This is a genomic window from Pseudoduganella sp. GW821-FHT11H04 (genome assembly GCF_058807935.1).
On record NZ_JBXARE010000002.1, the window covers coordinates 1 to 14,815 of the forward strand.

Sequence of the window (14,815 nt, forward strand, 5' to 3'; positions counted from 1 at the left end):
GGGGGTATAGCTCAGCTGGGAGAGCGCTTGCATGGCATGCAAGAGGTCAGCGGTTCGATCCCGCTTACCTCCACCAACAAGGCACAACGTAGCAATAGTCCAACAGGTCCCCATCGTCTAGAGGCCTAGGACATCACCCTTTCACGGTGAGTACCGGGGTTCGAATCCCCGTGGGGACGCCAGCTTTTCGAATTATGTTGTGCCCAGGGGGGTATAGCTCAGCTGGGAGAGCGCTTGCATGGCATGCAAGAGGTCAGCGGTTCGATCCCGCTTACCTCCACCAACAAGGCACAACGTAGCAATAGTCCAACAGGTCCCCATCGTCTAGAGGCCTAGGACATCACCCTTTCACGGTGAGTACCGGGGTTCGAATCCCCGTGGGGACGCCAGCATTTCTTCTTACTTCCTTCCAAGACTGCCTAAAAAGCGTGCAAGCTTAACTCCTTTGCATCTTCGTGGTTTGCGTACTAATATGAGTTACGGACCCTGCACAGGAGGAAGTCATGGAACTTCGCATGCTGCAATCGCATCGCTGGGTGGCGCGCCAGGCTGACTGGACCGCCGCAGCAATCGCCGGTTTTGGTGCCGGCGGTATCCTGATGTTGCTGGAGTTGTTATGGGCGACCGCGCAAGGCGGCGACCGGTGGCTGGCAACACGGATGGTCGCTGCGATGGTCATGGGCTGGGAGGTGCTGCAAACTTCCGGCTACGATTTGACCGTCATCATTGCAGCACTCGCAGTCCACTACGTTCTCGGTATTACCTTCGCCATGATGCTGGCGGCCATCATCGCCCCGTTCCAGCTCGATTCGAGCATGGGCCTGGTCATGCTGACCGGCGCGGCCTTTGGCGCGTTGCTGTATGTGCTGAATTTCTACGGCATGTCCGGCGCTTTTACCTGGTTTGCCGATTTGAGGGGCTGGACCACCTTCGGGGCTCACCTCATCTTTGGCGCCAGCTGCGCCATGTTCTATCGCATGCTTGAACGGCCAGAAAAACACGAGTGAATAAGCCTTAGCAAGTACGCCCCGCCAACGAGCGGGGCGTAGCCGTGTGTAGTTTCCCCATAACTAACCGGGCTTATCATTATGGCGTTGGCAATCTCCCTCATTCTGATTGTTCTTGGCGCAATTATTTTTCACTGGCTCAGCCCATGGTGGCTGACTCCCATAGCCTCCAACTGGCAGGCGATGGACGATGCTTTGATGATCACGCTCGTGATCTGCGCCGTTCTCTTCATTGTTATCCACCTGTTTGTCGCTTACGCCGTGCTGAAATTCCGCCACCGCGAAGGTCATCGCGCCGCAGCGGAATCGCATAACGGCAAGCTGGAGTGGTGGCTGATTGGCGCCACCTCGCTCGGTATCGTGGCGATGCTGGCACCGGGCCTGAACGTCTATGCCAAGCTGATCTCCCCACCGGCGGATGCCAGCGTGTTCGAAGTGATGGGCAAGCAGTGGGATTGGCACTTCCGCCTGCCGGGCAAGGACGGCAAGCTCGGTTCGACCGATGTGCGCTTCATCAATGCCACCAATCCCTTCGGCATCAATCCGGACGATCCGACGGGGCAGGATGATGTGCTGGTCGATGGCAGCGAGATCCATATCCCGATCAAGCAGCCTGTCAAAGTGCTGTTGCGCGCGCAGGACGTGCTGCACGACTTTTATGTGCCGCAATTCCGAACCCGCATGAATATGGTGCCCGGGCTGGTGACCCAGTTCTGGCTGACGCCGACACAGACCGGACGCTTCGAGGTCATGTGTGCTCAGTTGTGCGGAGTCGGGCACTCGAATATGCGCAGCGCCGTGGTGGTGGAAGAGCAGGCAGTCTACGATGCCTGGCTGGCGAAGCAGCCGACCTTCAGTGGCCATAACGCGCCGGCCGGCGTGGGTGGTCCCGCCGAACCTGGCAAGCAGGGGCGCCTGATCGCACAGTCGAAAGGCTGCGTGGCTTGCCACAGCGTCGACGGCGCACCGAGCGTTGGACCAAGCTGGAAAGGCTTGTTTGGCAAGCAGGAACCACTGGAAGGCGGAGCCACCGTTGCGGTGGACGATGCCTACCTGAAGCAGTCCATCCTCGACCCCAAGGCCAAAGTGGTCAAGGGCTATCCGAACATCATGCCGCCTAATCCTATGAGCGATGAGGAAGTGGCCGCATTGATCGACTACATCAAGACTGTACGCTGAGGAGATCTTGCATGTCTTATGGTGAAGAGCACGGCCACGACGACGAAAACCACCACGCCCCGCAAAGTTTCTGGACCAAATATGTCTGGAGCCAGGACCATAAGGTCATCGCGATCCAGTACACGCTGACGGCGCTGTTTATCGGCACCATTGGCCTGATCCTTTCGGACCTGATGCGGCTGCAGCTTGGCTTCCCCGGTAAATTCCAGTTCATCGACCCGAACAGCTATTACCAGTTCATCACCATGCACGGCATGATCATGGTGGTGTACCTGCTGACGGCGCTGTTCCTCGGCGGCTTCGGGAATTACCTGATTCCGTTGATGGTCGGGGCGCGCGATATGGTGTTCCCTTTCCTGAACATGCTGTCGTATTGGTTCTACCTGTTGGCGGTGGTGATCCTGTGCGCGAGCTTCTTCGTGCCGGGCGGGCCGACCGGGGCAGGGTGGACGCTCTATCCGCCGCAGGCAATCTTGCCGGGTACGCCGGGCACGGAGTGGGGCATTATCGTGATGCTCATTTCGCTGGCGGTGTTCATTGTGGCCGCCACCATGGGCGGCCTGAATTACGTGACCACGGTGCTTCAGGCGCGCACGCGTGGCATGACGCTGATGCGCATGCCGTTGTCGGTGTGGGGCATCTTCGTCGCAACCATCCTGGCGCTGCTGGCATTCCCTGCGCTGTTCGTCAGCGCTGTGATGATGATGTTCGATAAGACGCTGCATACCAGCTTCTTCATGCCGGCCCTGGTGTCGATGGGGCAGCAGCTCAATTACAAGGGTGGCAGCCCGCTGCTGTTCCAGCACTTGTTCTGGTTCTTCGGGCACCCGGAGGTGTATATCGTTGCGCTGCCGGCTTTCGGCGTGATCTCGGATTTGATCAGCGTGCACGCGCGCAAATGCATCTTCGGCTACCGCATGATGGTGTGGGCGATCGTGATTATCGGCGGCTTGAGTTTCGTCGTGTGGGCGCACCATATGTATGTGAGCGGGATGCATCCATGGTTCGGCTTCTTCTTCGCCACCACGACCTTGATCATCGCGGTACCGACGGCGCTGAAGGTCTATAACTGGACGCTGACGTTGTGGCGCGGTGATATTCACCTGACAGTGCCGATGCTGTTTGCGCTGGGCTTTATCAGCACCTTCCTGATAGGCGGGTTGACCGGCCTGTTCCTGGGTAATGTGAGCGTGGATATCCCGCTGTCCAATACTTACTTCGTGGTGGCGCACTTCCATATGGTGATGGGCGTGTCGCCGGTGTTGGCGGTGTTTGGTGGCCTGTATCATTGGTATCCGAAGGTCACAGGCCGCCTGTATAGCGAGAAGCTGGGGCAGGCGCACTTCTGGATCACCTTCATCGGCGCTTATGCGATCTTCTTCCCGATGCATTACCTCGGCATCCTCGGCATGCCGCGCCGGTATTATGCCTATGAGAACTATGCGTTCATTCCGCAGTCGGCGCATACGCTGAACGCTTTTATCTCCGTGGTGGCGCTGTTTGTCGGCGTGGCGCAGTTGCTGTTCTTGTTTAACATTATGTGGAGCGTGCGCAAAGGCGCGTCGGCTGGCGGTAATCCGTGGCGCGCAGCTAGCCTGGAGTGGTACACGCCGCAAACGCCGCCCGAACATGGCAACTGGGGACCGGAGCTGCCATCCGTGCACCGCGGCGCCTATGAATACGGTGTCGACGGCCCTGGCGCCGGCGGCGATTACATCCCGCAAAATGCGGGGCCTGAATATGGGCCGGATCCGCATGCACCGCCGCCGCATCCCAAAGCGCACCTGTCGCCGCGCCATGATCCTGCGGAGGTGCCGAAATGAGCGCCAATGCAACCCTGCACGCTAACGGACCGGCATGGCCGCAAGGTGCACGCCGCATCGGTTTGTGGGTCTTCATGGTGGTGGTTTCCACGCTGTTCGGCCTTTTCGCCGTGGCCTACGTGATGCGTGCCGCTTATGACGACTGGCGCCCAATCACTTTCATTCCGTGGCAGCTGTATTGCAGTACCGGCTTGCTGGTGCTGTGCAGCCTTGCGTGGGAACTGGCGCGGCGCCATGTCGCTGCGGGCAGGCGCGAAGCGGCGCGCAGTACTTCGATTGGCGCGCTGCTGCTGTCGGCCATGTTCGTGCTGTCGCAGCTCTACGCCTGGCAGGCGATGACGGCGGCTGATTACAGTGTCGCTGCCAATCCGGCCAACAGCTTCTTCTATCTGATCACCGGCCTGCACGCGGTGCACGTGATGGGCGGCATGGTGGCGGGCGCGTTTGCGGTGCGCAGGGCAGGGGAAGCGATTGGCCTGTGCGCGCAGTATTGGCATTTCCTGTTCGTCCTCTGGCTGGCGGTGTTCGCCTTGCTGTTCATGGTGACGCCAGATTTGGTCAGGGCCTTCTGCACAACGATGGGCATTCCTGTGAGGTGAGGTATGGATACCGGCACCAATGACATGAAAGGCTTCGTCTCCGACTGGGCGGGCGACCGCGCTGCGTTCCGCGTCCCGTGGGGCAAGGCGATGATGTGGATATTCCTGCTTAGCGACACGTTTATCTTCGGAACCTTCCTTACCGGCTATATGTCGGTGCGCATGGCTACCACCTCAGCGTGGCCCAATCCCAGCGAAGTGTTCTCCCTCACGATCGCCGGCACCAGCTACCCGCTGATCCTGATTGCGATCATGACTTTCGTGCTGATCACCAGCAGCGGCACGATGGCGATGGCCGTGATGTACGGGTACGCACGCGACCGCAAGAAGGCGGCCACGCTGATGCTGGTCACCGCGGCGTTCGGCCTGGTGTTCGTTAGTATGCAGGCTTTTGAATGGAGCAAGCTGATTCACGAGGGCGTACGTCCATGGGCCAACCCGATGGGCGCGGCGCAATTCGGCTCCTGCTTCTTCATGATCACCGGTTTCCACGGCTTGCACGTTTCGGCAGGTGTGGTGTACTTGTCGATCATCGCTCGCCGAGTGCTGAACGGGCATTACGAGAAAAAAGGTTATGACATCGTCGAGATCACCGGCCTGTATTGGCACTTTGTCGACCTTGTCTGGGTGTTCATCTTTGCATTGTTCTATCTCTGGTAGGAGGCCGCCATGTCCCAAGCTACCGCCGCCCATCAACAGCACCCGATTGGCATCTACGTCAAAGTCTGGATCCTGCTGTTCGTATTGAGCTTCTTCTCTTACCTGGTGGACTTCTTTCACCTGCAAGGCTTGCTGCGCTGGTCGCTGATCCTGATTTTGATGACGCTGAAGGCGGGCTTTATCGTCGCCGTTTTCATGCACATGAAGTGGGAGAGGCTGGCGCTGATCTTTGCGATTACGTTGCCGCCCCTGGCGATCCTGGTGCTGGTGGGCATGATGTCGGCGGAATCACATTACGTGAATAGCAATCGCACAGAACACTTCGCCGTTGCGCCCTTGAAATGAGGCTTGCACGCTGATATAATTCGCGCACGCTTTTCGACGTCCCCATCGTCTAGAGGCCTAGGACATCACCCTTTCACGGTGAGTACCGGGGTTCGAATCCCCGTGGGGACGCCAAGTATCTTTAAAGCGTAGTGCAAGTCCAGGGTCCCCATCGTCTAGAGGCCTAGGACATCACCCTTTCACGGTGAGTACCGGGGTTCGAATCCCCGTGGGGACGCCACAGATTAGAATGAAGCCGCCTCGTGCGGCTTTTTCATTTTCAGCCTATGACACGCTTGTCCCTCGATCTGTTTTGCAAAGTTGTCGATAACTTCGGCGACATCGGCATTTGCTGGCGCCTCGCGCGTCAGCTGCAGCACGAGCACGGCATCGCCGTCACGCTGTGGGTCGACGATATGGCAACTTTCCAGCGCATTTTCCCGCAAGTCGATGTGAGCGCGGGGCGCCAGGTGATCGACAAAGTGGCTGTGCGCCACTGGGCCTCACAGGATGGCGAATTCACCTCCGCCGATGTAGCCGACATCGTGATTGAATTTTTCGGTTGCGACATTCCGCCCGGCTATATTGCAGCGATGGCCCAGCGCCCCCAGCGCCCGGTGTGGCTGAACCTCGAAGGCCTGAGTGCGGAAGAGTGGGTAGAGGGCTGCCACAGCTTGCCGTCCAGGCATCCGCGCCTGCCGCTGACAAAGTATTTCTTCTTCCCCGGCTTTACTGAAAAAACGGGTGGGCTGTTGTACGAAACAGGTCTTGAAGCCGAGCGCAAAGCCTATATCTCCGATCCCGCTGCGGTATCTGCCTTCCTGTCTTCGCTTGGCGTGACGGAGGACGAGTCGGCGGCGATGAAGGTGTCGCTGTTCTGTTATCCCTATGCACCGGTCGCCCAGTTGTTTGCGGCATGGCGCGATGGCGGGCGGGCTGTGACTTGCCTGGTGCCGGAAGGTGTCGCGAGTGGAGCGGTTGCTGCATTCCTTGGCGCGCCGGCGGTGGCGGGCGCGGTGCGCAGCGAAGGTGCTTTGGCTGTGCGCGTGTTGCCGTTCGTTCCGCAGCAGGATTACGACAAGCTGCTCTGGTCCTGCGACCTGAATTTCGTGCGTGGCGAGGATTCCTGGGTGAGGGCGCAATGGGCTGGCAAATCCTTCATCTGGCATATTTACGCGCAGGACGAAAACCTGCACCATAAGAAGTTGCGCGCCTTTCTGCAGCGCTACTCCGCAGGCAGCGCGCTCGACGAATTCTCGCTGTGCTGGAATGGCGCTGCGGAAGGCGACTGGCCAGCACTCTGGAAAGCCCTCGCCGAAGCAATGCCTGAAATTTCGGCAAAGTCGACAGAATGGCAACAAAAAATCCTGGCCAACGGCGATCTGGCTACGAATTTGACTAAATTTTGTGCATCGCTGAGCTAACAAATCATATCCCCGTGCTATAATGCGCGGTTACTGCAACTCCCCTTAACCGGTATATATTCGCTATGAAATTCGCAAAAGAGATTCGTGTCGGCAACATCATCATGGTTGAAGACAAGCCATTCATCGTTCTGCGTTCCGACGTCAACGGCTCGTCCCGCACTGGCTTCACCTACAAATGGAAGATGAAGAACCTGCTGACCGGCTCCCCGCTGGAAAACGTGTTCCGCGGCGACGACAAGTTCGACGTGGTCGTTCTGGACAAGAAGCCAGTGACCTACTCGTACTTCGCTGACCCACTGTTCGTGTTCATGGACGAAGAGTACAACCAGTTCGAAATCGAAGAAGAGAACATGGGCGAAGCCGTCAACTACTTGAAAGACGGTATGGAATGCGAAGCTGTCTTCTACGACGGCAAGGCAATCTCGGTTGAACTGCCAACCACCATCGCTCGCCAGATCATTTACTCGGAGCCAGCTGTTAAAGGCAACACCTCCGGTAACGTAACTAAAGAAGCGAAACTGGAAAACGCCATCGAAGGCCGTAACTTCTCGATCCAGGTGCCACTGTTCGTGTCCCAGGACGACGTCGTTGAAATCGACACTCGTACCCACGAGTTCAAGAAGGTCGTTCGCGGCTAATTGCACTGAACTGTTGCAATTGCGCAATAAAAGGCCCGCTGATGCGGGCTTTTTGCTTTTGTGCACGATTGCTTACTTGCAAACTGCTGGTATGCTACTGGTTTCTTGCTGTTCTTTAACATAAGAGGGCGTACCAGATGGATCGAAGGGGTTTCGTGAAGTTGGGGCTGGCTGCCGGAGGCGCAGCCACTTTGCCGCGTACGCAGGCAGCCGTGCCGTCGGTGCTGGACGCCGGCGTGCAGCACCAACAGGAGCTGATGGCGGCGAATAAGCTGACCTCACATGCACTCACTTCGCAATACCTGGCGCGCATCAACGCGATCGACAAGTCCGGTCCGCGCATCAATTCCATTATCGAGATCAATCCCGAAGCGCTGAAGATTGCGCGCGAGATGGATCGCGAGCGCCACGCGCGCCGTGTGCGCGGGCCTTTGCACGGCATTCCCGTTCTCCTGAAAGACAATATCGCCACTGCTGACCGCATGAGCACCACCGCAGGTTCGCTGGCGCTGGCTGGCGTGCGTGCAGCGCGCGACTCGCATGTGGCGGCACGTTTGCGTGCAGCCGGAGCAGTCATCATCGGCAAGACCAATCTGAGCGAGTGGGCCAATATGCGCTCCAACCATTCCGTCAGCGGCTGGAGTGCGCGCGGTGGCTTGACGCGTAACCCGTATTCGCTGGACCGCAATTGCAGCGGTTCGAGCTCCGGTTCCGGCGCTGCGATTGCAGCCGGCCTGGCGACGCTGGCTGTCGGCACCGAGACCGATGGCTCCATCGTTTCGCCGGCATCGATTTGCGGCCTGGTGGGCATCAAGCCGACTATCGGCCTGGTGAGCCGCAGCGGGATTATTCCAATTGCACATTCGCAGGATACTGCCGGCCCGATGGCGCGCACCGTTTCGGATGCGGCGCTGATGTTGGCGGCGATGGCGGGTGTCGACCCGAGCGACCCGGTTACGCAGGATGGCGCAGGCAAGGCAGTCGATTATTCCGCAGCGCTGAAGCGCGATGGCCTGCGCGGCAAACGCCTCGGTGTGGCGCGCAACTTCTTCGGCGGCAGCGATTGCGTCGATGCGGAAATTGAAAAAGCGCTGGAAGCGTTGAAGGCGCAGGGCGCGATCCTGGTTGATGTGCAAGTACCTAACACCGAGAAGTATGGCGACAGCGAGACTGAAGTCCTGCTGCATGAATTCAAGGCCGACCTGGCGGCTTACCTGCATGAATACGCACCGAATGCCAAAGTAAAAAACATGGCGGACCTGATCGCGTTCAACAAGCAGAATGCGCAGCTGGAGTTGCCGTATTTTGGCCAGGAATACCTGGAGCGTGCGGAAGCTAAGCAGGGCCTGGACAGCAAGGCATACCAGGATGCATTGGCCAATAACCACCGCTACTCGCGCGAAGAAGGCATCGACCTGGTCATGAAGGCGCACGAGCTGGATGCGCTGGTGGCGCCTACCGACGGCACCGCATGGCTGACGGACTTCATCAACGGCGACCACTACGGCAAGAGCTTCTCATCGCCGGCAGCGGTGGCCGGCTATCCGCACGTCACCGTGCCAGCGGGTTATGTGCGTGGACTGCCGGTTGGCCTGTCCTTCGTCGGCACCGCTTTTAGCGAAGTGTCCTTGATCGGCATGGCCTACGCTTTCGAACAAGCGACGATGGTACGCCGCGCCCCGCAATTCCCCGCCAGCGTCTCCGTCCGCGCTTAAATGTCCACCGTGGGGTCAGGAACGAAAGTGGACATTTCTTTGGGAAATGTCCACTTCTGTTCCTGACCCCAAGGTGGACATTTTTAGACTTCGATAAAGCGCATTTTGAAGTTGCGGCCTTTGAAGCTGCCGAAGTCGCCGCCTTTGACGGTGCTGACGGCTTTCAGGCGGTCGAAGGCTTCGTGGGCGATGCGGCGATCCAGCGCGACATAGGTCTGGAATTCAGTCACGGAGATTTTGCCAACCTGTTCTTTCGTCAGGCCGCCGTCGCCGCATAGCGCGCCTAGCACGTCGCCAGCACGCAGCTTCTCTTTTTTACCGCCGGCGATGCAGAGCGTCAGCATCGGCGCCGGTTCGGCGTTCACGAATTCATCTTCCGCCAGTTCTTTGATGTCGTGCCATTCCGCCGGCGCGTTCTGGTATTCCTCGATCAGCTTGACCCACTTCTTCTCGTTCGGTGCGCACAATGTCAGCGACAGGCCTTTTTCGCCGCCACGGCCGGTACGGCCGATGCGGTGGATGTGGACTTCGGTGTCGCGCGAAACGTCGGCGTTGATCACCGCTTCGAGGTTGGCGATGTCGAGGCCGCGCGCGGCGACGTCGGTCGCGATCAGGATCGAGCAGCTACGGTTGGAGAACAGCACCAGTATTTCGTCGCGCTCGCGCTGTTCCAGCTCGCCGTACAGGGCGAGGGCGGAGAAACCTTCCGCGTGGAGTTCGTCCAGCAGCTCCTTGCAGTGCACCTTGGTGTTGCAGAAGATGATGGCGGAAGCAGGCTGGTAGTGTTTGAGCAGCTTGCCCACGGATTTATCGCGCTCGTCGAAGCCGATCTCGTAGAAGCGTTGTTCGATTTTGTTGCCGCTGTGCTGAGCTTCCACGGTCACTTCAACCGGGTCGTAGAGGAAGGCTTCAGTGGCCTGGCGGATGTCATCCGGGTAGGTGGCAGAGAACAGCAAAGTCTGGCGGCGCTTAGGGCATGCCTTCACGATGCCGGCGATTTCGTCGTAGAAGCCCATGTCCGTCATGCGGTCCGCTTCATCCAGCACCAGCATGCGCACATTGGACAGGTCGAGCGATTCGCGCGACAGGTGGTCGCGCACGCGGCCCGGCGTGCCGACCACGATGTGGGCGCCGAATTCCAGCGAGGCGATTTGCGGGCGCATCGGCGTGCCGCCGGTCAGCACCACGACTTTTACGTTTGGCACGCAGCGCGCAAGGCGGCGCAATTCGCCAGCGACCTGGTCGGCCAGTTCGCGGGTTGGGCAGAGCACCAGGCCCTGTACGGCGAACCAGGCGGTATTCAGGTTGCACAGCATGCCGATGCCGAAAGCGGCGGTCTTGCCGCTGCCGGTCTTGGCTTGTGCAATGAGGTCACGGCCTTCGATGATTGAAGGAAGGCTTTGCTCCTGGATCTCGGTCATTTCGCGGTAGCCCAGCGAGTCCAGGTTGGCAAGGAGTTTTTCGGACAGTGGCAGGGTAGCGAAAGAGGTCATTTTTTAGTCCTGCCGCCAGATGGGCAGGCCGGTGAGGTCCAGGTTGGGATCATTCTGCCAGATTGGCAGGCCGCTGGCGTCGGTAGCACCGAGTTCTCCCAGCAGGTTGAGTTGTTCTTGCTTGCGTGGCGCGCGGCGGACACGCGGCGGCGGCGGAAGCTTGGCTTCAGCTGCCATCGGCTCGGCGGGCTCGAAGCCCGGCAGGTCGATTGTCGCGTTGTCTTTTTTATCTCTCATTATCCGCCGTAGAAAACAAAAGCCCGGCTGAATCAGTCGGGCTTCTATCAAAACGGGCGAATTGTAACACGGGCAACCATGTCAACGGAAGGCGAGGGCTCCTGTCAGGTCACCAGGCGGCAACGCTCCGCGTTCAGCAAAGGCCTTGTTGCGCACGGCCAGGCCTTCCAGTAGCGGCAGATCGTGCAGGCGGGTGATGAAGCGCAGGATCGAGGTCGTGTCGTAGAAGCTGTGGTCCACGGTCGCCTTTTTGGCGAATGGCGACACGATGATGGCCGGTATGCGCGAACCCGGGCCCCAGCGGTCGCCCTTTGGTGGCGCCACGTGATCCCACCAGCCGCCGTTCTCGTCGAAGGTCACCACCACGACCATATTGTTCCACTGAGGCGATTTCTTCAGGTGCTCCAGCACGTTGACGATGTGCTGGTCGCCGGATTCGATATCGGAATAGCCGGCGTGCAGGTTCAGGTTGCCCTGCGGTTTGTAGAAGCTGACCGCCGGCAGGTTGCCCGCCACCACGTCGGCCAGGAATTTGTTCGAGATCGGGCTGTCCCCCAAGCCGCCATCGCGGATGTGGACAGTGCGCTCGGCGGTACCTGGTGCGAAGCTCTTGAAGTAATTGAATGGCTGGTGGTGGTACTGGAAGTTCGGCTTGGTGCCGCCGCCCTTGTGGTCCAATGCAGCCTGGAAGGCGCCGCCGTACCACGCCCAGCTCACGTTTTTACGCGAGAGCAGGTCGCCGATCGTGTCATAGGACTGTGGTGGCAGGGTGGCCGGGTCTTGCGGGTCGGCGTGCAGCGGATCTCCGCCCGGCGCGGGACGGATAAAGCTTGGCTGGTAAGGCGGGGCCATGGTGTTGACGGCGAAACCGTCCGGCGTGATGGCGCCATCGTTGGCGTAATGCGGCCGGCCTTCGAGCGCGGTTTTCGGACTCTTAGGATCGAGCGCCAAAGTGTGGCCGGTCGGGCCATCGGACAGCACGGCGATCTTGCGCTTGGCGGGGCTGTTGGCCGCGTTCGGATACACCGGGCAGCGGCCCGATACCAGGAACTGGTGGTTCAGGTAAGAGCCGCCGAATGCCGCCATGAAGAAGTTGTCGCACAGCGTGAACTGGCGCGCCACTTGCCACAAGCCGAGATTCTTTTCGGTCTCGCCGTAATAGCCCATGACCATGCCGCCGGTATTGCCCCAGGCGACAAAGCCGTCATTCTTGCCGCCGTTGATTTGCATCTGGTTCTGGTAGAACAGGTGCCACAGGTCGCGCGTGATCACGGCTTCCGGCAGCGGCTTGCCTTCCGCGTCGACCAGCTTGAACGGCGCATTCGGAAGTCCGGAAAGCTGGTCTTCCTTGAGTTCATAGCGCTTGCCGGCGATATCCTGCGGCACCGGCACCAGGCCGCCCCAGACTTTCGGCAGCGTTGGCAGGATGCTGCCGTCGTAGTCGCGCTGCTGGTAATCGGCCGGCTTGAGTGACGAGAGCGGCGCCGCCAGGCCTGGGAAGTCGGCGAACAGGTTGTTGAAGCTGCGGTTCTCAAGATAGATCACCACCACATTCTTGACATTGGCTTGCAGCTTTTCGTCCAGTGACAGGGCTTTGGCGACCAGCTTGGCGGACTTCGCGACTGGCGCGGCGGTCACGCCTGGCAGGCTGGCGGCAAGGCCGGCAGCGCCGGCAGCCTGGAAAATGCGGCGGCGCTTCGGGCTCGCCAATTTGTTCGAGAAATTCTCGTCGTTCACGCGCTACTCCTTGCGGTTCTTGTAGCGTGCAATTGTGACAGTTCGATTATAAAAATGCGAGTACGCCGCGCTGGTAGGTTTCGCGCACTTCGGAGATGGGCTGATGGGCGGAGCCGTATAGCACCGCACTATGCTCGAACAGCGCGGTAGGCGACTGCAACATGCGGCTGGCGAAAGTACGGCGGTAGGGCGCCAGCGGCTGCACCACTTTGCCGAAAGGCGTGTCGGTCTCCTCTAGCAGGCGGTTCATCTCGGGCGTCAAACGGCTTGGGACGTACCAGTTATCTGCTTCGGAAAACAAATGGGCGCCGCAATAGAGCTGCACGCGCCGGTATTTGATGTCGGACGTTCCCAAGCGAGCGATTGTTTCGGTGCTGGCGGGCTTGGCATCGCCGCCCACCAGGCGCGCCACGATTTTCGGATTGGCCGCCATGGCATGGTCGCCGCACCACTTTTCCAGGGTTAGCGTGGCGCTGGTACTGGCCAGGATTTGAGCGCTAAGTTCCTGCGCAAGGAGGTCGGGAGATTGGGCGGGACTAGCGCAAGCTGCCAGCAAGAGCAGCGCTGCAAGGCACGAAGGCGAACGCATAATTGCACCCGGAAATGAAAAAAGCCGTTGCAAGGGCAACGGCTTTTTGGAATCTGGTTGCGGGGACAGGATTTGAACCTGTGACCTTCGGGTTATGAGCCCGACGAGCTGCCAGACTGCTCCACCCCGCGTCTGAGGCAAGCATTATAGCTCGCCCAACGCGGTTCCGCAAGGTCGAATTAAGCGGCTCCCAAACGCCAGAGAGAAGTAATCTCTGCCGAACGGGCGGCATGCAGGGGATCGTCGGCATCGCTGGCCTTAGGGTGGACTGGGCGGGCGTCCAGTCGGCCCAGGACTTTAAGCCCGGCGTCGGCAATCCAGCCTTCGAGTTCGCCGCGAGAGCGCAAGCCCAGGTGCTCAGCCAGGTCAGACAGGATCAGCCAGCCTTCGCCGCGCGGAGCGAGGTGGCCTTTCAGGCCGGACAGGAAACCACGCAGCATGCGGCTGTCCGGGTCATACACCGCGTGCTCGACCGAGGAATTCGGACGGGCCGGCACCCATGGCGGGTTGCAAACAACTAGAGGGGCCTGGCCGGGCGGGAACAGGTCCGCTTCCAGCAACTCCACCTGACCGTCCCGTATCAGGCGAGAAAGATTGTCACGCGCACAACTCAGGGCGCGCTTGTCCATATCGGTGGCGACCACGTGCTTCACGCCACGCTTGGCCAGCACAGCCGACAACACACCGGTGCCCGCGCCAATATCGAAAGCCAGCTCGGACGCTCCTTTCGGCAGCGGCGCATCGGCCACCAACTGCACATATTCGCCACGCACCGGTGAGAACACGCCGTAATGTGGATGGATGCGCTCGCCCAGGGCGGCCACCGGCACGCCGGCCTTGCGCCATTCATGGGCGCCGATCAGGCCTTGCAGTTCGCGCAGGGAAATCACGAAAGCGTCTTCGCCGCGGCCATAGGCCTCGTTACAGGCCAGAGTCACGTCGGGCGCGCGGCGCAGAGGAATCTTGTAGCCGGCCTCAAAGGGGATCAACACCATCGCAAGGGTGCGCGCACGCTGGGACTGGGCCTGGCGGTGCAGATGGAAAGCCTCGGTCGGGTTGGCAGGCGCCTTCGGGGCGGCAACCTTGCGCCCCTTGCCACCTTTTGCCTTCTTATGGTCGGCACGGCGCGCCAGCGCTTGCAGCAGTTGGCGCGCGTTCTGGAAATCGCCGCGCCACAGCAGGGCAGTGCCTTCGCAAGCGAGGCGGTAGGCGACATCGGCATTCATGGTGTCATCAGCGACCTGCACGCGTTTCGGCGGCGGGTTGCCAGCTTCGGAATGCCAGCGCGCAGAGCGCGGCTCGCCTTGTTCAGTCCAGTGGATTTCTTGCATGTGTGGCTCGTAGTAAGAAAGTCGGGGTCAGGTCGAGCAAATGGACATTTTTGTCC

The 14,815-nt window shown here is 59.9% G+C and carries 14 protein-coding genes and 7 tRNA genes; 15 read left to right on the forward strand and 6 right to left on the reverse strand.

Going from position 1 to position 14,815, the window contains the following annotated elements; translation table 11 throughout:
* The 15 genes from AC1RTP_RS03825 to AC1RTP_RS03895 all read left to right on the forward strand — a co-directional run bounded on the left by AC1RTP_RS03825 (position 1) and on the right by AC1RTP_RS03895 (position 9,372).
* Positions 1 to 76 (forward strand) — tRNA-Ala (locus tag AC1RTP_RS03825).
* 30 nt (positions 77 to 106) lie between these two features.
* Positions 107 to 182: transfer RNA gene (locus AC1RTP_RS03830), tRNA-Glu, on the forward strand.
* A gap of 25 nt (positions 183 to 207) precedes the next feature.
* Positions 208 to 283 (forward strand) — tRNA-Ala (locus AC1RTP_RS03835).
* 30 nt (positions 284 to 313) lie between these two features.
* A tRNA-Glu gene (locus AC1RTP_RS03840) sits at positions 314 to 389 on the forward strand.
* 114 nt (positions 390 to 503) lie between these two features.
* The gene (locus AC1RTP_RS03845) at positions 504 to 1,007 is read left to right on the forward strand and encodes a hypothetical protein (RefSeq protein ID WP_498604911.1); all 504 of its coding nucleotides are present in this window, start codon (positions 504 to 506) and stop codon (positions 1,005 to 1,007) included.
* 81 nt (positions 1,008 to 1,088) lie between these two features.
* The gene (locus AC1RTP_RS03850) at positions 1,089 to 2,186 is read left to right on the forward strand and encodes a cytochrome c oxidase subunit II (RefSeq protein ID WP_498604913.1); all 1,098 of its coding nucleotides are present in this window, start codon (positions 1,089 to 1,091) and stop codon (positions 2,184 to 2,186) included.
* A gap of 11 nt (positions 2,187 to 2,197) precedes the next feature.
* Positions 2,198 to 4,009 (forward strand): cytochrome c oxidase subunit I, encoded by a 1,812-nt coding sequence (ctaD, locus tag AC1RTP_RS03855; RefSeq protein ID WP_498604915.1) that lies wholly within the window; start codon positions 2,198 to 2,200, stop codon positions 4,007 to 4,009.
* A complete protein-coding gene (locus tag AC1RTP_RS03860) occupies positions 4,006 to 4,608 on the forward strand; it encodes a cytochrome c oxidase subunit 3 (protein WP_498604917.1) in 603 nt (200 codons plus the stop codon). Before ctaD ends, AC1RTP_RS03860 begins: the two co-directional genes overlap by 4 nt.
* A gap of 3 nt (positions 4,609 to 4,611) precedes the next feature.
* Positions 4,612 to 5,268, forward strand: a complete 657-nt coding sequence (locus tag AC1RTP_RS03865; protein WP_498604919.1) for a heme-copper oxidase subunit III family protein — start codon at positions 4,612 to 4,614, stop codon at positions 5,266 to 5,268.
* Between the two features lie 9 nt (positions 5,269 to 5,277).
* On the forward strand, positions 5,278 to 5,613 hold the full coding sequence (locus AC1RTP_RS03870; RefSeq protein WP_498604920.1) for a cytochrome C oxidase subunit IV family protein: 336 nt from the start codon (positions 5,278 to 5,280) through the stop codon (positions 5,611 to 5,613).
* A 38-nt stretch (positions 5,614 to 5,651) separates the two neighbouring features.
* Positions 5,652 to 5,727 (forward strand) — tRNA-Glu (locus tag AC1RTP_RS03875).
* 30 nt (positions 5,728 to 5,757) lie between these two features.
* Positions 5,758 to 5,833 (forward strand) — tRNA-Glu (locus AC1RTP_RS03880).
* A gap of 46 nt (positions 5,834 to 5,879) precedes the next feature.
* Positions 5,880 to 7,016, forward strand: coding sequence for an elongation factor P maturation arginine rhamnosyltransferase EarP (gene earP / locus AC1RTP_RS03885; protein ID WP_498604921.1), 1,137 nt, complete (start codon positions 5,880 to 5,882; stop codon positions 7,014 to 7,016).
* A 65-nt stretch (positions 7,017 to 7,081) separates the two neighbouring features.
* Positions 7,082 to 7,657, forward strand: coding sequence for an elongation factor P (locus tag AC1RTP_RS03890; protein WP_055936174.1), 576 nt, complete (start codon positions 7,082 to 7,084; stop codon positions 7,655 to 7,657).
* Between the two features lie 137 nt (positions 7,658 to 7,794).
* Entirely contained in the window at positions 7,795 to 9,372 is a 1,578-nt protein-coding gene (locus AC1RTP_RS03895) for an amidase (RefSeq protein WP_498604923.1), read from the forward strand.
* Between the two features lie 83 nt (positions 9,373 to 9,455).
* On the opposite strand, the gene dbpA is transcribed toward AC1RTP_RS03895, so the two are convergent.
* The 6 genes from dbpA to AC1RTP_RS03925 all read right to left on the reverse strand — a co-directional run bounded on the left by dbpA (position 9,456) and on the right by AC1RTP_RS03925 (position 14,759).
* Positions 9,456 to 10,865 carry an ATP-dependent RNA helicase DbpA gene (gene dbpA, locus AC1RTP_RS03900; RefSeq protein ID WP_498604925.1) on the reverse strand — a complete coding sequence of 470 codons (1,410 nt, stop codon included), beginning with the start codon at positions 10,863 to 10,865 and terminating at the stop codon, positions 9,456 to 9,458.
* A gap of 3 nt (positions 10,866 to 10,868) precedes the next feature.
* Entirely contained in the window at positions 10,869 to 11,102 is a 234-nt protein-coding gene (locus AC1RTP_RS03905; protein WP_498604927.1) for a hypothetical protein, read from the reverse strand.
* An 81-nt stretch (positions 11,103 to 11,183) separates the two neighbouring features.
* On the reverse strand, positions 11,184 to 12,839 hold the full coding sequence (locus AC1RTP_RS03910; protein ID WP_498604928.1) for an acid phosphatase: 1,656 nt from the start codon (positions 12,837 to 12,839) through the stop codon (positions 11,184 to 11,186).
* Positions 12,840 to 12,885: 46 nt separating this feature from the next.
* Positions 12,886 to 13,428, reverse strand: a complete 543-nt coding sequence (locus AC1RTP_RS03915) for a hypothetical protein (RefSeq protein WP_498604930.1) — start codon at positions 13,426 to 13,428, stop codon at positions 12,886 to 12,888.
* Between the two features lie 54 nt (positions 13,429 to 13,482).
* A tRNA-Met gene (locus tag AC1RTP_RS03920) sits at positions 13,483 to 13,559 on the reverse strand.
* A 48-nt stretch (positions 13,560 to 13,607) separates the two neighbouring features.
* Entirely contained in the window at positions 13,608 to 14,759 is a 1,152-nt protein-coding gene (locus AC1RTP_RS03925; protein ID WP_498604931.1) for a methyltransferase, read from the reverse strand.
* Positions 14,760 to 14,815: the final 56 nt, after the last annotated feature.

Excerpts from the sequence above, each read along its gene's own strand:
- AC1RTP_RS03870 (WP_498604920.1), top strand. The coding sequence starts at position 5,278 with ATGTCCCAAGCTACCGCCGCCCATCAACAGCACCCGATTGGCATCTAC.
- AC1RTP_RS03845 (WP_498604911.1), top strand. The coding sequence starts at position 504 with ATGGAACTTCGCATGCTGCAATCGCATCGCTGGGTGGCGCGCCAGGCT.
- ctaD (WP_498604915.1), top strand. The coding sequence starts at position 2,198 with ATGTCTTATGGTGAAGAGCACGGCCACGACGACGAAAACCACCACGCC.
- AC1RTP_RS03905 (WP_498604927.1), bottom strand. The coding sequence starts at position 11,102 with ATGAGAGATAAAAAAGACAACGCGACAATCGACCTGCCGGGCTTCGAG.
- dbpA (WP_498604925.1), bottom strand. The coding sequence starts at position 10,865 with ATGACCTCTTTCGCTACCCTGCCACTGTCCGAAAAACTCCTTGCCAAC.
- AC1RTP_RS03890 (WP_055936174.1), top strand. The coding sequence starts at position 7,082 with ATGAAATTCGCAAAAGAGATTCGTGTCGGCAACATCATCATGGTTGAA.
- AC1RTP_RS03895 (WP_498604923.1), top strand. The coding sequence starts at position 7,795 with ATGGATCGAAGGGGTTTCGTGAAGTTGGGGCTGGCTGCCGGAGGCGCA.
- AC1RTP_RS03860 (WP_498604917.1), top strand. The coding sequence starts at position 4,006 with ATGAGCGCCAATGCAACCCTGCACGCTAACGGACCGGCATGGCCGCAA.
- AC1RTP_RS03850 (WP_498604913.1), top strand. The coding sequence starts at position 1,089 with ATGGCGTTGGCAATCTCCCTCATTCTGATTGTTCTTGGCGCAATTATT.
- AC1RTP_RS03865 (WP_498604919.1), top strand. The coding sequence starts at position 4,612 with ATGGATACCGGCACCAATGACATGAAAGGCTTCGTCTCCGACTGGGCG.
- AC1RTP_RS03925 (WP_498604931.1), bottom strand. The coding sequence starts at position 14,759 with ATGCAAGAAATCCACTGGACTGAACAAGGCGAGCCGCGCTCTGCGCGC.
- AC1RTP_RS03915 (WP_498604930.1), bottom strand. The coding sequence starts at position 13,428 with ATGCGTTCGCCTTCGTGCCTTGCAGCGCTGCTCTTGCTGGCAGCTTGC.
- earP (WP_498604921.1), top strand. The coding sequence starts at position 5,880 with ATGACACGCTTGTCCCTCGATCTGTTTTGCAAAGTTGTCGATAACTTC.